This window comes from Pseudomonas sp. GW821-FHT01C01 (genome assembly GCF_059422645.1).
Window position 1 is genome coordinate 1 of the sequence record NZ_JBWKXF010000052.1, and the last position, 15,248, is coordinate 15,248.

General features: G+C 60.4%; 13 protein-coding genes. 10 read left to right on the forward strand and 3 right to left on the reverse strand.

Annotated features, from left to right (window positions below):
- Positions 1-218: 218 nt before the first annotated feature.
- Entirely contained in the window at positions 219-1,643 is a 1,425-nt protein-coding gene (locus AC07XF_RS23820; protein ID WP_046038891.1) for an aspartate ammonia-lyase, read from the reverse strand.
- Between the two features lie 180 nt (positions 1,644-1,823).
- Here AC07XF_RS23820 and AC07XF_RS23825 point away from each other — a divergent pair, with 180 nt between their 5' ends.
- From AC07XF_RS23825 to AC07XF_RS23845, 5 genes are all read left to right on the forward strand, one after another.
- Positions 1,824-2,741 carry a LysR substrate-binding domain-containing protein gene (locus AC07XF_RS23825; protein WP_495028433.1) on the forward strand — a complete coding sequence of 306 codons (918 nt, stop codon included), beginning with the start codon at positions 1,824-1,826 and terminating at the stop codon, positions 2,739-2,741.
- Positions 2,742-3,073: 332 nt separating this feature from the next.
- Entirely contained in the window at positions 3,074-3,565 is a 492-nt protein-coding gene (gene purE, locus AC07XF_RS23830; RefSeq protein ID WP_007971731.1) for a 5-(carboxyamino)imidazole ribonucleotide mutase, read from the forward strand.
- 11 nt (positions 3,566-3,576) lie between these two features.
- Positions 3,577-4,659, forward strand: a complete 1,083-nt coding sequence (locus AC07XF_RS23835; protein ID WP_495028434.1) for a 5-(carboxyamino)imidazole ribonucleotide synthase — start codon at positions 3,577-3,579, stop codon at positions 4,657-4,659.
- Between the two features lie 101 nt (positions 4,660-4,760).
- Positions 4,761-5,006 (forward strand): GlsB/YeaQ/YmgE family stress response membrane protein, encoded by a 246-nt coding sequence (locus tag AC07XF_RS23840; RefSeq protein WP_003229635.1) that lies wholly within the window; start codon positions 4,761-4,763, stop codon positions 5,004-5,006.
- Positions 5,007-5,093: 87 nt separating this feature from the next.
- On the forward strand, positions 5,094-5,630 hold the full coding sequence (locus AC07XF_RS23845; protein ID WP_108230924.1) for a DUF3299 domain-containing protein: 537 nt from the start codon (positions 5,094-5,096) through the stop codon (positions 5,628-5,630).
- A gap of 117 nt (positions 5,631-5,747) precedes the next feature.
- Here the strand turns inward: AC07XF_RS23845 and AC07XF_RS23850 are convergent, their stop codons facing one another.
- Positions 5,748-6,647 carry a D-hexose-6-phosphate mutarotase gene (locus AC07XF_RS23850; protein ID WP_495028435.1) on the reverse strand — a complete coding sequence of 300 codons (900 nt, stop codon included), beginning with the start codon at positions 6,645-6,647 and terminating at the stop codon, positions 5,748-5,750.
- A 69-nt stretch (positions 6,648-6,716) separates the two neighbouring features.
- Complete coding sequence (locus AC07XF_RS23855) at positions 6,717-7,121, reverse strand: acyl-CoA thioesterase (protein ID WP_007942704.1); 405 nt, start codon at positions 7,119-7,121, stop codon at positions 6,717-6,719.
- 364 nt (positions 7,122-7,485) lie between these two features.
- Between AC07XF_RS23855 and AC07XF_RS23860 the strand changes: the two genes are divergently transcribed.
- The 5 genes from AC07XF_RS23860 to pstB all read left to right on the forward strand — a co-directional run bounded on the left by AC07XF_RS23860 (position 7,486) and on the right by pstB (position 15,159).
- Positions 7,486-8,784, forward strand: a complete 1,299-nt coding sequence (locus AC07XF_RS23860; protein ID WP_495028436.1) for an MFS transporter — start codon at positions 7,486-7,488, stop codon at positions 8,782-8,784.
- Between the two features lie 242 nt (positions 8,785-9,026).
- Positions 9,027-10,028 (forward strand): phosphate ABC transporter substrate-binding protein PstS family protein, encoded by a 1,002-nt coding sequence (locus AC07XF_RS23865; RefSeq protein ID WP_057398950.1) that lies wholly within the window; start codon positions 9,027-9,029, stop codon positions 10,026-10,028.
- A gap of 412 nt (positions 10,029-10,440) precedes the next feature.
- Positions 10,441-12,474, forward strand: coding sequence for an ABC transporter permease subunit (locus AC07XF_RS23870; protein WP_495028458.1), 2,034 nt, complete (start codon positions 10,441-10,443; stop codon positions 12,472-12,474).
- Between the two features lie 15 nt (positions 12,475-12,489).
- Positions 12,490-14,160, forward strand: coding sequence for a phosphate ABC transporter permease PstA (gene pstA / locus AC07XF_RS23875; protein ID WP_442096398.1), 1,671 nt, complete (start codon positions 12,490-12,492; stop codon positions 14,158-14,160).
- 165 nt (positions 14,161-14,325) lie between these two features.
- The gene (gene pstB, locus AC07XF_RS23880; RefSeq protein WP_495028437.1) at positions 14,326-15,159 is read left to right on the forward strand and encodes a phosphate ABC transporter ATP-binding protein PstB; all 834 of its coding nucleotides are present in this window, start codon (positions 14,326-14,328) and stop codon (positions 15,157-15,159) included.
- Positions 15,160-15,248: the final 89 nt, after the last annotated feature.

Below are 15,248 nucleotides of genomic sequence, written 5' to 3' on the forward strand. Positions count from 1 at the left end.
GGCTTGCTCGCGAAAGCGGTGTATCAGGCACATCACTGTTGAATGTGCCGCCGCCTTCGCGAGCAAGCCCGCTCCCACATTGATCAGTCCCCAGACATACGGTTTTCACTGGCAAATAGTTAAAAAAAAGGGCCTGGAGATTGATCTCCAAGCCCTCAAAAGGTGAGAGGTGTCTAGTCCCTCGACCTGGTGAGCGGTGCTACAAGTAACGCGTCGGGTTATGCCTTCAGGGGCACCAGACGCGGAGCAATCATGTTTTCCGGGCGCAGGATGTCGGCGAGCATGGCTTCGTCGAGCAGACCTTCTTCGCGCACCAGTTCCAGCACGCCGCGGCCGCTTTCAAGAGCGAGGCCGGCAATGCGGGTGGCGTTTTTGTAGCCGATGTACGGGTTCAGCGCGGTGACCAGGCCGATCGAGTGCTCGACCAGTTCACGGCAGCGTGCTTCGTTGGCGGTGATGCCGACGATGCAGTGCTCGCGCAGCATGTCCATGGCGCGTTGCAGCAGGCGGATCGAGTCGAAGATCTTGAAAGCGATCAGCGGCTCCATCACGTTCAGTTGCAACTGGCCGCCTTCGGCCGCGATGGTCAGGGCCAGGTCGTTACCGATGATCTGGAATGCCACCTGGTTAACGGCTTCCGGAATAACCGGGTTGACCTTGCCTGGCATGATCGAGCTGCCTGGCTGACGTGCCGGCAGGTTGATTTCGTTGATGCCGGTACGTGGGCCGCTGGACAGCAGGCGCAGGTCGTTGCAGATCTTCGACAGCTTGACCGCGGTACGCTTGAGCATGCCGGAGAACAGCACGAAAGCGCCCATGTCGGAGGTGGCTTCGATCAGGTCGGCCGCCGGTACCAGCGGTTGACCGCTGATCACTGCCAGACGCTGAACAGCCAGGTGCTGGTAACGCGGGTCGGCGTTGATGCCGGTGCCGATTGCGGTGCCGCCCAGGTTCACTTCGGTCAGCACTTCCGGTGCCAGGGTCTTCAGGCGTGCCAGGTCTTCGCCCAGGGTGGTGGCGAATGCACGGAATTCCTGACCCAGGGTCATCGGTACGGCGTCTTGCAGCTGGGTACGACCCATTTTCAGGACGTGGTTGAATTCTTCACCCTTGGCCGCGAACGCCTGAATCAGGCTGTCGAGGCTGGCGAGCAGAGCATCGTGACCCAGCAACAGACCCAGGCGGATCGCCGTCGGGTAGGCGTCGTTGGTCGACTGCGCCATGTTCACGTCGTCGTTCGGGTGCAGGTACTGGTACTCGCCTTTCTGGTGACCCATGGCCTCCAGCGCGATGTTGGCGATCACTTCGTTGGCATTCATGTTGGTCGAAGTGCCGGCGCCGCCTTGAATCATGTCTACCACGAACTCTTCGTGGAAGTCGCCGCGGATCAGACGTGCACAGGCTTCGCTGATGGCAGCGTGCTTGGCTTCGCTCAGGTGACCCAACTCACGGTTGGCGTCAGCAGCGGCCTGTTTAACCATGGCCAGGCCGACAACCAGTTTCGGGTAGTGCGAAATCGGAACACCCGAAAGGCGGAAGTTATTCACCGCTCGCAGGGTCTGGATACCGTAATACGCTTGAGCGGGTACTTCGAGAGCGCCAAGCAGGTCATTTTCTGTGCGGAATGATGCAGCGGAGGACATGATAGAAATCATCTCAATATGGACCCGGTCTGTGCCGGAACGCTGTGAATGCTAGGCTTGTGCAAAATTTTGGGCCAATGCTGTTAAACACTAGCCTATGCACATTCGGCATAATGCCCGTGTGACGCCGCGTTGACGGCAAGCGTGTGACCTAAATTGGTGCGTGTCCGGGAGGACGTGATGAATCTGGAAAGCAAATGGCTGGAGGACTTCAGTGCCCTGGCCGCCACCCGTAGCTTCTCCCAAGCGGCGGAACGACGCTTCGTGACCCAGCCGGCCTTCAGTCGGCGGATCCGCAGTCTTGAAGCGGCGCTGGGGTTGACGCTGGTCAATCGCTCGCGCACGCCGGTGGAACTGACAGCGGCAGGGCAATTGTTTCTGGTCACCGCACGCACCGTGGTCGAACAGCTCGGCGAAGTGCTGCGTCATCTGCATCACCTGGAAGGCGGGCAGGGTGAAGTGATGCAGGTCGCGGCGGCTCACTCGTTGGCGCTGGGTTTCTTTCCGCGCTGGATCGCGCAGTTGCGCAATGAAGGCTTGAACATTGCCACGCGATTGGTCGCGACCAACGTTGGCGATGCGGTACATGCCTTGCGCGAAGGCGGCTGCGATCTGATGCTGGCGTTCTACGACCCGGACGCGGCGATGCAGATGGACCCGGAAATCTTCCCGTCGCTGCACCTTGGCCACACCGAAATGCTGCCGGTCTGCGCGGCGGACGCCGACGGCAAGCCGTTGTTCGACCTGGAAGGTGAAGCCAGCGTGCCGTTGCTGGCGTATAGCGCCGGTGCATTTCTCGGGCGTTCGGTGAATGGTTTGTTGCGCCAGCGTCAACTGCGGTTTACCACGATCTACGAAACTGCCATGGCCGACAGCCTGAAAAGCATGGCCCTGGAAGGCCTGGGCATTGCCTGGGTGCCGCAGTTGAGCGTGCGTGCCGAGCTGGCGCGCGGTGAACTGGTGATCTGCGGCGGCCCGCAATGGCACGTGCCGCTGGAAATTCGCCTGTATCGCTGTGCGCTGGTGCGCAAGGCGAATGTGCGGTTGTTGTGGCGCAAGCTGGAAGGCGGTGCGGCACAGGGCACGACCGGTTCCTGAAACCGATGAAAACCCAATGTGGGAGCGGGCTTGCTCGCGAAGAGGTCGGTACATTCAACGTCGATGTTGATTGATCCACCGCATTCACGAGCAAGCCCGCTCCCACAGGAAATTCGAGGTGTATTCCATTGACCTTCAAGTCAATAAAATCGGGGCTTTGCGGCAGATGACAGATGGTCGCAACGGGGGCTGTTTATCTGCCGTATTGCGGTATACTGCGCGGCCTTCGGCCGGTTACGACCGGCCATAATTCGTACAATCAAGCCACGCATCCTGCGTGGCTTGTTGTTTTTTGACGCGCCTGCGGGCGCCCAGAGAGAAGAGGCACGACGATGAGTGCACTGGTTGGCGTGATCATGGGCTCCAAGTCCGATTGGTCCACCCTTAGCCACACCGCCGATATGCTGGAAAAGCTCGGCATCCCCTACGAGGTGAAAGTGGTTTCTGCCCACCGCACCCCGGATCTGCTGTTCCAGTACGCCGAAGAGGCCGAGGCACGAGGCATCGAGGTGATCATCGCCGGTGCCGGTGGCGCGGCCCACTTGCCAGGCATGTGTGCAGCCAAGACCCACTTGCCGGTGCTGGGCGTGCCCGTGCAGTCCGCGATGCTTTCGGGCGTCGATTCGCTGCTCTCCATTGTGCAGATGCCAGCAGGCATTCCGGTTGCCACCCTGGCCATCGGCAAGGCGGGCGCGATCAACGCGGCGCTGTTGTCGGCGAGTATCCTGGGCGCCAAGCACCCGCAGTTCCACGCGGTGCTGAAAACCTTCCGTGCTGAGCAGACAGACAGCGTCCTGGAAAATCCAGACCCACGCATCGCCTGAGGTTGTTGACGATGAAGATCGGTGTAATCGGTGGCGGCCAGTTGGGTCGCATGTTGGCGCTGGCGGGCACTCCGCTGGGCATGAACTTCGCTTTCCTGGACCCGGCGCCGGATGCTTGCGCAGCCGCGTTGGGCGAACACCTGCGCGCCGATTATGGCGACCAGGATCACCTGCGTCAGTTGGCCGATGAAGTCGATCTGGTGACCTTCGAGTTTGAAAGCGTTCCGGCCGAGACCGTGGCCTTCCTGTCGCAATTCGTCCCGGTCTACCCGAGTGCCGAAGCCCTGCGCATCGCCCGCGATCGCTGGTTCGAGAAGAGCATGTTCAAGGACTTGGGGATTCCTACCCCGGCGTTCGCTGACATCCAGTCCCAAGCCGACCTGGACGCCGCTGTGGCCTCCATCGGCCTGCCGGCGGTGCTCAAGACCCGTACTCTGGGTTACGACGGCAAGGGTCAGAAAGTCCTGCGCACCCCTGAAGATGTGGTCGGCACTTTCGCCGAGCTGGGCAGCGTGGCCTGCCTGCTGGAAGGCTTCGTGCCGTTCACCGGTGAAGTCTCGCTGATCGCCGTGCGTGCCCGCGACGGTGAAACCCGCTTCTATCCGCTGGTGCACAACACCCACGACAGCGGCATCCTCAAGCTGTCCGTGGCCAGCACCGATCACCCGTTGCAAGCCCTGGCCGAAGATTACTCCAGCCGTGTGCTCAAGCAACTGGATTACGTCGGCGTGATGGCGTTCGAATTCTTTGAAGTCGACGGTGGCCTCAAGGCCAACGAAATCGCCCCGCGCGTGCACAACTCCGGGCACTGGACCACCGAGGGCGCCGAGTGCAGCCAATTCGAAAACCACTTGCGGGCCGTTGCCGGTCTGCCGCTGGGTTCGACCGCCAAGGTCGGCGAAAGCGCGATGCTCAACTTCATCGGTAAAGTGCCTGAGACCGAGAAAGTCCTGGCCATCGCCGATTGCCATTTGCATCACTACGGCAAGGCGTTCAAGGTCGGCCGCAAGGTTGGGCACGCCAACCTGCGTTGTGCAGACCGCGAAACCCTGGCCGCGCAGATCCTCAAGGTCGAAGCGCTCATCGCCGAATAGTTTCATGTGGCAACGGCGGAACCATTCAGGGACCGCCGTTCTCTCATGGCAGGATGCCAAAGTCTGGCTAGGCTATAGCCAATCAATCAGAGGGAAATGCCATGGGAATTATCGGAACCATCTTTATCGGCTTGATCGTCGGCCTGCTGGCGCGGTTCCTGAAACCGGGCGATGACAGCATGGGCTGGATCATGACAATCCTGCTCGGTATCGGCGGTTCGCTGGCGGCCACTTACGGCGGTCAGGCCCTGGGCATCTATCAGGCCGGCCAGGGCGCAGGCTTCATCGGTGCGCTGGTGGGCGCCATTGTGTTGCTGGTGATCTACGGGCTGATCAAAAAGAACTGATCCAGGCGACAAAGCCCTCTCTGCCAAACCGGCTGGGAGGGCTAGAATGCTCGGCGTTTCCTGTTCTTCCCTTTACCGAGCACCTTCATGCGCCGTCTTTTGTTGACTCTTGTTTTACTGGGTTCTGGCCTTGCCCATGCCGGCGAACTGCCGGAAACCGACTGGCTCGAATTGATGCCCAAGTCGGACCAGAAAGCCCTCGAGGCCATGCCCGAAATCGACCACAACTCCCCCGAAGCCAATGGCACTTTCACCGACAAGGGTGGGATGAAGCAGGCCAAAGGCTTGCCGGCGGTGATGTACTCGACCAAGACCGTTGCGTCGATGAACGACAAGAACATCCGCATTGGCGGTTACCCGGTGCCGCTGGAGTCCGACGCCAAGGGCCGCAGTACGTTGTTCTTCCTGGTGCCGTACCCGGGCGCCTGCATTCACGTACCGCCACCACCGCCCAACCAACTGGTGCTGGTGCGCTATCCAAAGGGCCTGAAGCTGAACGATATCTACACGCCGCTGTGGGTCACCGGCACGCTGAAAATCGAGAAGGTCAGCAATGACCTGGCTGATGCGGCATATGCGCTGGATGCGCAGAAGGTCAGAGTCGTAAAAGAGTCAGACTTGTAGAGATGCAAATGTGGGAGCGGGCTTGCTCGCGAAGGCGGTGTAACAGGCAACGAGGATGTTGAATGTTATGGCCCCTTCGCGGGCAAGCCCGCTCCCACATTGGTTTGGTGGTGTTGCTTAGAGAGAGTTGCTGCCGACACTCACGCCTAGCGTATGGCTGGCACCCGGCACCAGGTTCACTACGTCGCCCATCACGTTCGCCGTCTCGATGCACAGCATGCGCTGCCAGCCGTCGTCGGCCATGTCGCTGAACGCGGCGGCGCGGTCGATCCAGGGGTTCCAGATCACCGCCGTGCCTGATCCGCTGCTGGTCAGTACGATGCGCCGTTCCCAGGCCGGATCGACGATGCTCAGCTGCGGCGGGGCGTCGAGGTAGATGCGATCGGTCTCGCCGGTAAAACGCAGATCACCGGTCTGGGTCACGGTTTTCCAGTTGTCCAGGGTTTCGATGTAGTTGAGGCCGTCCACGCCTTCGACGTGCACATCGCGCACATCGCTGACGGCAAAGTAACTGTGCAGCGCCTGGCTGATGCTGACGGATTCAGCGCCCCGATTGTGGCTGGTCAGATGGATGTGCAGTTGTTCGTCGAGGCGAATGCTCAGCGTCAAGTCCACCTGGTGCGGCCAGCCGGGAAAGCCGCCTTCGGGGTAGGGCAGGAGGAATTCGACCTTCAGGCTTTCGCCTTCGGCTTCGATGCCGCCCAGTTCCCAATCCATCGCTCGCACGAAGCCGTGAGCCGACGGCGCTTCATCGCTGACACGCATCGCCTGCACGCTTTGCGGATTGCGGTCGAAGTTGCCGAACCACGGCCAGCACACCGGCACGCCGGCACGGATGCTCTTGCCGGTCTTGAACACGGCCTCGTCGTTGAGCCAGATCAGCGGCGGTTGGCCGGCCAGTTGATAACTGAGGATGTGCGCACCTTGCTGGGCCACCAGTAATTCGGCCTGACCGTGGCGGATGCGCCAGCAGTTCAGTTCATCCAGCTTTACGGCTTCAACATTGGGCGTGCTCATGGGACAGCTCTCGATCAGTAACGTGGACGACTATCGACCGCAAAACGGCTACCAGGTTTAAAGGTTCTTTCAGCGAGCCCGAGGTGGAACCGAACGGGTGCGACCGCTGCCGTCGATGGCAACGAACACAAAGACCGCTTCGGTTACTTTACGCCACTCGCTGGACAACGGATCGTCGCTCCAGACCTCGACCATCATCTTGATCGAGCTGCGGCCGATTTCCAGGGCCTGGGTATAAAAGGAGAGCTGGGCGCCCACCGCTACCGGAACCAGAAACGCCATGCGGTCGATCGCAACGGTGGCAACGCGTCCGCCAGCGACTTTGCTGGCCATCGCGGTGCCTGCCAAATCCATCTGCGCCACCAGCCAGCCGCCGAAAATATCGCCAAAGCCGTTGGTTTCGCGAGGGAGCGCAGTGATTTGCAGGGCCAGGTCGCCTTGCGGGATTGGATCTTCTTGTTCGAGCTCTATCATGCCGGGGGTGCCTCTGACCCGTGACTCTTCGTTGGTATTGCTGGTGGTAGCCGTCTTCGGGAAAAACGATTCAGCACCGAACATACTACGTTCGTCACGTTTTCCATAAGGCGCCTAAAGGGAAACTCTGCGAAATCGCCTATGAACCTGAGAGGCGTTTTCGCACAGCAACCCCTCAAAAACCGGAGCGATGCTGCGAGTATATCGGTCGGTAGACTCCGCGACGACCGTCCGGTTCTCATTTTGACCGTCAAAAACGCACCTCTATGTGCTTTTTCGAACAATTTGCTATCGTGCCGGACCTGCCCAAACCTCAGCCAGCGTTGTTGAGGTTGCAGATCCGACTATAAGAGAAGCCCTTGCCATGACCACAGCGCCCTCGAGCATCGCGCAGCCAGACCAACCCGCACGTCCGCTGACCCGCAACGACTACAAGACGCTATCGCTGTCTGCCTTGGGCGGCGCGCTGGAGTTCTACGACTTCATCATCTTCGTGTTCTTCGCCACGGTGGTGGGCAAGCTGTTCTTCCCGGCGGACATGCCCGAGTGGCTACGCCTGATGCAGACCTTCGGCATCTTTGCCGCCGGCTACCTCGCGCGGCCGCTGGGCGGCATCGTGATGGCGCACTTCGGCGACCTGCTGGGCCGCAAGAAAATGTTCACCCTGAGCATCTTCATGATGGCGGTGCCGACCTTGATCATGGGCTTGTTGCCGACCTATGCGCAGATCGGCCTGTGGGCACCGATCCTGCTGCTGTTGATGCGGGTGATCCAGGGCGCGGCCATTGGCGGTGAAGTGCCGGGGGCGTGGGTCTTCGTTTCCGAACACGTGCCGCAGCGGCATGTCGGCTACGCCTGCGGCACCCTGACCAGCGGCCTGACGGCGGGCATTCTTTTAGGTTCCCTGGTCGCCACGGCGATCAACAGCATTTATACTCCGGTGGAAGTGGCGGATTACGCCTGGCGTATCCCGTTCCTGCTGGGTGGCGTGTTCGGCCTGTTCGCGGTGTACCTGCGTCGCTGGCTGCACGAAACCCCGGTTTTCGCCGAGCTGCAACTTCGCAAGGCCCTGGCCGAAGAGGTGCCGCTGCGGGCGGTGCTGCGTGACCATCGGGGCGCCATCGCCATTTCGATGCTGCTGACCTGGTTGTTGTCCGCCGCCATCGTGGTGTTGATCCTGATGACCCCGACCGTATTGCAGACGGTCTACCACTTCTCGCCGACCACCTCCCTGCAGGCCAACAGTGTGGCGATCGTGTTCCTGAGTTTCGGCTGCATCATTGCTGGTGCGTTAGCGGATCGTTTTGGTGCCGGGCGGGTCTTCGTGTTCGGTTGCGCGGCACTGCTGGTCAGCTCCTGGACCTTCTACCACAGCCTGGCCGATCATCCCGACTGGCTGTTTCCGATGTACGCGGTGACCGGTCTGCTGGTCGGCACCATCGGCGCGGTGCCCTACGTGATGGTCAAGGCCTTCCCGCCTGTGGTGCGCTTCAGCGGCTTGTCGTTCTCCTACAACGTGGCCTACGCCATCTTTGGCGGCCTGACACCCATGATCGTCAGCCTGTTGCTCAAGGAAAGTGCGATGGGGCCTGCTTATTATGTGGCTGTGCTGTGTGGGGTCGGGATTGTGGTGGGTGCCTACCTCTGGAAAAAAGGGCGTTGATCGACCTTTTGTCTCGACTGTACTGACGCCTTCGCGAGCAAGCCCGCTCCCACATTGGTTCTGTGTTCACCGCAGATCCCCTGTGGGAGCGGGCTTGCTCGCGAAGAACGATAACGCGGAATTACCTGGAAACACTGAGTGCTGGCCTTTCATCCAATTGTCATATTTCAGCCATAGAGTGTTCACACGGCCTGCTGATACTTGGCCCCGACTTAACACACCCTATCTGCTAGGAGTAAGGCATGAAACTGAAGCGTTTGATGGCGGCAATGACTTTTGTCGCTGCTGGCGTTGCGACTGCCAACGCGGTTGCCGCTGTTGACCCTGCTATCCCGAGCTACACCAAGACCACTGGTGTGTCGGGCAACCTGTCCAGCGTTGGTTCCGACACTCTGGCCAACCTCATGACCCTGTGGGCTGAGAACTACAAAAAAGAATACCCGAACGTAAACATCCAGATTCAGGCCGCTGGCTCCGCCACTGCGCCACCTGCGCTGACTGAAGGCACCGCCAACCTGGGCCCGATGAGCCGCAAGATGAAGGACACCGAACTGGCTGCCTTCGAGCAGAAGTACGGCTACAAGCCAACCGCTATCCCGGTTGCCGTGGACGCCCTGGCAATCTTCGTTCACAAAGATAACCCGATCCAGCACCTGACCATGGAACAAGTCGACGCAGTGTTCTCGTCTACTCGTCTGTGCGGCGCTAAAACCGAAGTCAAAACCTGGGGTGACCTGGGCGTGACCGGCGACCTGGCCAACAAGCCGGTTCAACTGTTCGGTCGTAACTCGGTATCCGGCACCTACGGCTACTTCAAGGAAGAAGCCCTGTGCAAAGGCGACTACAAGCCTAACGTCAACGAGCAACCAGGTTCGGCTTCGGTCGTTCAGTCGATCAGCTCCTCGCTGAACGGCATCGGCTACTCGGGTATCGGTTACAAAACCGCTAGCGTGAAAACTGTGGCCCTGGCCAAGAAAGGCACCACCGAGTTCATCGAAGACACTGAAGAAAACGCCCTGAACGGCAAGTACCCACTGTCCCGCTTCCTGTACGTATACGTGAACAAAGCCCCGAACAAGCCTCTGGCCCCGCTGGAAGCCGAGTTCGTGAAGCTGGTTCTGTCGAAACAGGGCCAGGAAGTTGTAGTGAAAGACGGTTACATCCCACTGCCGGCCAAAGTAGCTGCCAAAGCTCTGGCTGACCTGGGTCTCGCGGAAGGCGGCGCTGAAGTCGCAAAAAAGTAACAAATTGAGTCCGAGGTGAACCCCTCGGACTCACATGGGGGCGGCAGGAGCCGCCCCCAATACACCTCAAATTCTCTATCCGCTGCTGGTTACCGCTAGCGGCGGATTTGTTGCGTCACTGCATTGTCATCTTTCTGTCATACAGGATCGCTAGGGTGTGCGCATGAATGATCTGGCCAATTCCAACATGACTACTAATCCCCCCAAGCGAATTGACTTCAATACGCCTGAGCTACAACGCAAGCGCCGCATTCGCGCGCTCAAAGATCGCCTGACCCGCTGGTACGTCCTCGTTGGCGGCCTCGCTGTACTGGGCGCGATCACCTTGATCTTCTTCTTCCTTGCCTACGTCGTCGCGCCCCTGTTCCAGGGTGCCAGCCTGACCGCCAAGGACGCCATCACGCCAGCCTGGATGCAAGACGCCGGCAAGCCGCTGATGATCTCTCTGGAAGAACAAAACCAGGTTGCGATGCGGGTTTCCGACAAGGGCCAGGCATTGTTCTTCGACATCGACAGTGGCGCCGAACTGAAGCGCGTCGATTTGCCGATCCCGGCCGGCACCACCGTGACCTCCATCGGTGAAGACCAGCCAGGTCACCCGTTGGTGGTGGTGGGTCTGTCCAACGGCCAGGCCCTGGTGTTCCGTCACACCTATAAAGTCAGCTACCCGGAAGGCAAGAAAACCATCACCCCGGCCGTCGAATACCCGTATGGCGAAGCGCCAATCGCGGTGAACGAAACCGGCGGTGCGCTGGAGCACGTCAGCCTCAACGCCAACGATTCGAGCCTGATGCTGGTTGGCGCCACCGGTTCGCAACTCAACGTTCTCTCGCTGACCAGCGAAGAAAACATGATGACCGGCGAAGTCACCAACGAACAGAAACGCATCGACCTGCCGCAGATGAACGAGCCGGTGAAGAACATCTTCGTCGACCCGCGTCAGCAGTGGTTGTATGTGATTAACGGTCGTGCCCAGGCCGACGTATTCAGCCTGCGCGACAAGAGCCTCAATGGTCGCTACAAACTGCTTGAAGACGGTGAAGCGCAAGTCACCGCCAGCACCCAGCTTGTGGGCGGCATTTCGCTGATCATCGGTGACTCCAAAGGTGGCCTGGCCCAGTGGTTCATGGCTCGCGACCCCGATGGCGAACAACGCCTGAAGCAAATCCGCACCTTCCAGATGGGCACCACGCCTATCGTTGAAATCACCGCCGAAGAACGCCGCAAGGGCTTCGTTGCCCTCGACGCTTCCGGCAAGCTTGGTGTATTCCACAGCACCGCGCACCGCACTCTGCTGGTGGAGCCGGTTGCTGAAGGCCAGGGCATTTTCGGTCTGTCGCCACGGGCCAACCGCGTGATCGTGGAAGCCGGCGGCAAGTTGCACCCGCTGCTGCTCGACAACCCGCACCCGGAAGTATCGTGGAGCGCACTGTGGAGCAAGGTCTGGTACGAGAACTACGACGAGCCTAAATACGTCTGGCAATCGACCGCCGCCAACACCGACTTCGAACCCAAGCTGAGCCTGTCGCCGCTGACCTTCGGTACCCTGAAAGCCGCGTTCTACGCCATGCTGCTGGCCGCTCCACTGGCCGTTGCCGCTGCGATCTACACCGCGTATTTCATGGCTCCTGGCATGCGCCGCAAGGTCAAGCCGGTGATCGAGCTGATGGAAGCGATGCCGACGGTGATCCTCGGTTTCTTCGCCGGTCTGTTCCTCGCGCCGTATGTGGAAGGGCACTTGCCGGGCATCTTCAGCCTGCTGATGTTGTTGCCGATCGGCATCCTGGTTGCCGGTTTCACCTTCAGCCGCCTGCCTGAGTCGATCCGCCTGAAAGTCCCGGATGGCTGGGAAAGTGCGCTGCTGATTCCGGTGATCCTGTTTGTGGGTTGGCTGTCGCTGTACATGAGCCCGTTCATGGAGAACTGGTTCTTCGGCGGCGACATGCGCATGTGGATCTCCCACGACCTGGGCATCACCTACGACCAGCGCAACGCCCTGGTGGTTGGCCTGGCCATGGGCTTTGCAGTCATCCCGAACATCTACTCCATTGCCGAAGACGCCGTGTTCAGCGTGCCTCGCGGCCTGACCCTGGGCTCCCTGGCCCTCGGTGCCACGCCGTGGCAGACCATGACCCGCGTGGTGATCCTCACCGCGAGCCCGGGCATCTTCTCGGCGCTGATGATCGGCATGGGCCGTGCGGTCGGTGAAACCATGATCGTGCTGATGGCCACCGGTAACACCCCGGTCATGGAAATGAACCTGTTCGAAGGCCTGCGCACCCTGGCGGCCAACGTCGCGGTGGAAATGCCCGAATCGGAAGTCGGCGGCAGCCACTACCGCGTGCTGTTCCTCTCGGCGCTGGTGCTGCTGTTGTTCACCTTCGTCATGAACACCCTCGCAGAACTGATTCGTCAGCGTCTGCGCAAGAAATACTCGTCGCTTTAAGAAAGGTAGAAGTCTGTGAAACAGAACTCCCTGAATGGATGGTTCAAGAGCGGCGCCCCCGGCGTCTGGATCAGCGGTGGCGCGGTGTCCATCGCGGTCATCATGACCATTGGCCTGCTGGCAGTGATTGCCGTGCGTGGCCTGGGTCACTTCTGGCCGGCGGATCTGATCCACGCCAGCTACGACGTACCGGGCCAGGGCCAGCACCTGGTCATCGGCGAAGTGGTGCAGAAAGAAGAAGTCCCCCGTGCCCGCTTGAAGAGCGCCGGCTTGCCGGTGCCGGATCAAGGCCCGGAGTTCATGACCCGCGAGCTGATCAAGGTCGGCAACCGTGACCTGAACGGCAACGACTTCACCTGGATCGTCGGCGAGTGGCTGACCAACCAGACGACACCGCCGGAACTGATGGCGATCGAGCGTCGCGAGTGGGGCAACTTCTACGGTTACCTGGTCAACGTCAAACAGGATGGCAAAGTCATCGCTGAAGGCGAAGCCGCATGGCCTGAGTTGCAGGCCCGTGTCGACCGCGTGAACAAGCTGGCTGCGCAGCTCAAGAACCTGGAAAAAACCGACATCGGCGCGATCAACGCCGGTCTCGAGCGCATCCGCTTGCATGGTCGCAAGCTGGAGCTGGAAGGCAAACTCGACGCCACCGCACAAGCGGACATGGAGTCGGAACGTGCCGAGCTCAACGCTCGCTATCAGGACGTCGAAGCACGTCTGAGCGACCTGCATGCGCAGTTCAACCGCGACAGCCTGACCGCCCGCGATGCGAACGGTAAGGAAATCGAAATCGGCATCGGCAAAGTGGTTCACGCCTACCAGCCGAACGCCATGAGCACGACCACCAAGATCGGTTTCTACTTCAGCAAGGTCTGGGAGTTCCTGAGCGACGACCCGCGTGAAGCGAACACCGAAGGCGGGATCTTCCCGGCCATCTTCGGCACCGTGATGATGACCCTGATCATGGCGATGATCGTGACCCCGTTCGGCGTGCTGGCGGCGGTGTACCTGCGTGAGTACGCCAAGCAGAATGCGCTGACCCGGGTGATCCGCATCGCGGTGAACAACCTGGCAGGTGTTCCGGCCATCGTTTACGGCGTGTTCGGTCTGGGCTTCTTCGTCTACGTGCTGGGTGGCTCGCTCGATCGTCTGTTCTTCCCGGAAGCCTTGCCGGCACCGACCTTCGGCACACCGGGCCTGCTCTGGGCTTCGTTGACCCTGGCGCTGTTGGCGGTGCCGGTAGTGATCGTGGCCACCGAAGAAGGCCTGGCGCGGATTCCTCGCACCGTGCGTGAAGGCTCGTTGGCCCTCGGCGCGACCAAGGCTGAAACCTTGTGGAAGATCGTGCTGCCGATGGCCAGCCCGGCGATGATGACCGGCATGATCCTCGCCGTGGCTCGCGCCGCAGGTGAAGTGGCGCCGCTGATGCTGGTGGGTGTGGTGAAACTGGCACCGTCGCTGCCGGTGGACGGTAACTACCCGTACCTGCACCTGGACCAGAAGATCATGCACCTGGGCTTCCATATCTATGACGTCGGCTTCCAGAGCCCGAACGTCGAAGCCGCACGACCGCTGGTGTACGCCACGGCGCTGCTGCTGGTGCTGGTGATCGCGACGCTGAACCTGTCGGCGGTGTACATCCGTAACCACCTGCGCGAGAAGTACAAGGCGCTGGACAGCTAATCAACCCTGTAGGAGCTGGCTTGCCAGCGATGGCGTCACCGCGGTGAACCTGTCAGACCCAGTCGTCAGCATCGCCGGCAAGCCAGCTCCTACAAAAAGAATTGCGTAACCGCAGGCCCGGCCTGCGGCTCACTGAACCGAATTTGTTAGCACAGGGAGCCTCCCATGCAGCACGAAACACCTACCCACGGCATCAACATGTCGGCGCTGGGTCGCGACAAACAGAGCCTGAACCTCGAGCAGGAAACCGTGGCCATCGAAGTGCCGGGCCTGAGCCTGTTCTACGGCGAAAAACAAGCGCTGTACGACGTCAGCATGAACATCCCGAAACAGCGCGTGACCGCCTTCATTGGTCCGTCCGGCTGTGGCAAGTCGACACTGTTGCGTACCTTCAACCGCATGAACGACCTGGTTGACGGCTGCCGTGTCGATGGCGAGATCAACCTGTACGGCAGCAATATCTACCGCAAGGGCGAAGACGTGGCCGAGCTGCGTCGTCGCGTCGGCATGGTGTTCCAGAAGCCGAACCCGTTCCCGAAGACCATCTACGAAAACGTGGTTTACGGCCTGCGCATCCAGGGCATCAACAAGAAACGTGTACTCGACGAAGCCGTCGAGTGGGCGTTGAAAGGCGCGGCGCTGTGGGACGAGGTGAAGGACCGTCTGCACGACTCGGCACTGGGCCTGTCCGGTGGTCAGCAGCAGCGTCTGGTGATCGCCCGCACCATCGCCGTTGAGCCGGAAGTGCTGCTGCTCGACGAACCGTGCTCGGCACTCGACCCGATCTCCACGCTGAAAGTCGAAGAGCTGATCTACGAACTGAAATCCAAGTTCACCATCGTGATCGTGACCCACAACATGCAACAGGCGGCGCGGGTGTCCGACTACACCGCGTTCATGTACATGGGCAAGCTGGTCGAGTTTGGTGACACCGATACGCTGTTCACCAATCCGGCGAAGAAGCAGACCGAAGACTACATCACGGGACGGTACGGCTAGCCGTACAGCCGCAAGCGTCAAGCTACAAGCGGCAAGTAGAAGCGATCCGAGTAACGACACAAATCAGCTTGCAGCTCGTAGCTTGCAGC

What these genes read in the sequence shown, in the direction of transcription:
- AC07XF_RS23820 (WP_046038891.1), bottom strand. Translation starts at nt 1,643, where the DNA reads ATGTCCTCCGCTGCATCATTCCGCACAGAAAATGACCTGCTTGGCGCT.
- AC07XF_RS23825 (WP_495028433.1), top strand. Translation starts at nt 1,824, where the DNA reads ATGAATCTGGAAAGCAAATGGCTGGAGGACTTCAGTGCCCTGGCCGCC.
- purE (WP_007971731.1), top strand. Translation starts at nt 3,074, where the DNA reads ATGAGTGCACTGGTTGGCGTGATCATGGGCTCCAAGTCCGATTGGTCC.
- AC07XF_RS23835 (WP_495028434.1), top strand. Translation starts at nt 3,577, where the DNA reads ATGAAGATCGGTGTAATCGGTGGCGGCCAGTTGGGTCGCATGTTGGCG.
- AC07XF_RS23840 (WP_003229635.1), top strand. Translation starts at nt 4,761, where the DNA reads ATGGGAATTATCGGAACCATCTTTATCGGCTTGATCGTCGGCCTGCTG.
- AC07XF_RS23845 (WP_108230924.1), top strand. Translation starts at nt 5,094, where the DNA reads ATGCGCCGTCTTTTGTTGACTCTTGTTTTACTGGGTTCTGGCCTTGCC.
- AC07XF_RS23850 (WP_495028435.1), bottom strand. Translation starts at nt 6,647, where the DNA reads ATGAGCACGCCCAATGTTGAAGCCGTAAAGCTGGATGAACTGAACTGC.
- AC07XF_RS23855 (WP_007942704.1), bottom strand. Translation starts at nt 7,121, where the DNA reads ATGATAGAGCTCGAACAAGAAGATCCAATCCCGCAAGGCGACCTGGCC.
- AC07XF_RS23860 (WP_495028436.1), top strand. Translation starts at nt 7,486, where the DNA reads ATGACCACAGCGCCCTCGAGCATCGCGCAGCCAGACCAACCCGCACGT.
- AC07XF_RS23865 (WP_057398950.1), top strand. Translation starts at nt 9,027, where the DNA reads ATGAAACTGAAGCGTTTGATGGCGGCAATGACTTTTGTCGCTGCTGGC.
- AC07XF_RS23870 (WP_495028458.1), top strand. Translation starts at nt 10,441, where the DNA reads ATGCAAGACGCCGGCAAGCCGCTGATGATCTCTCTGGAAGAACAAAAC.
- pstB (WP_495028437.1), top strand. Translation starts at nt 14,326, where the DNA reads ATGCAGCACGAAACACCTACCCACGGCATCAACATGTCGGCGCTGGGT.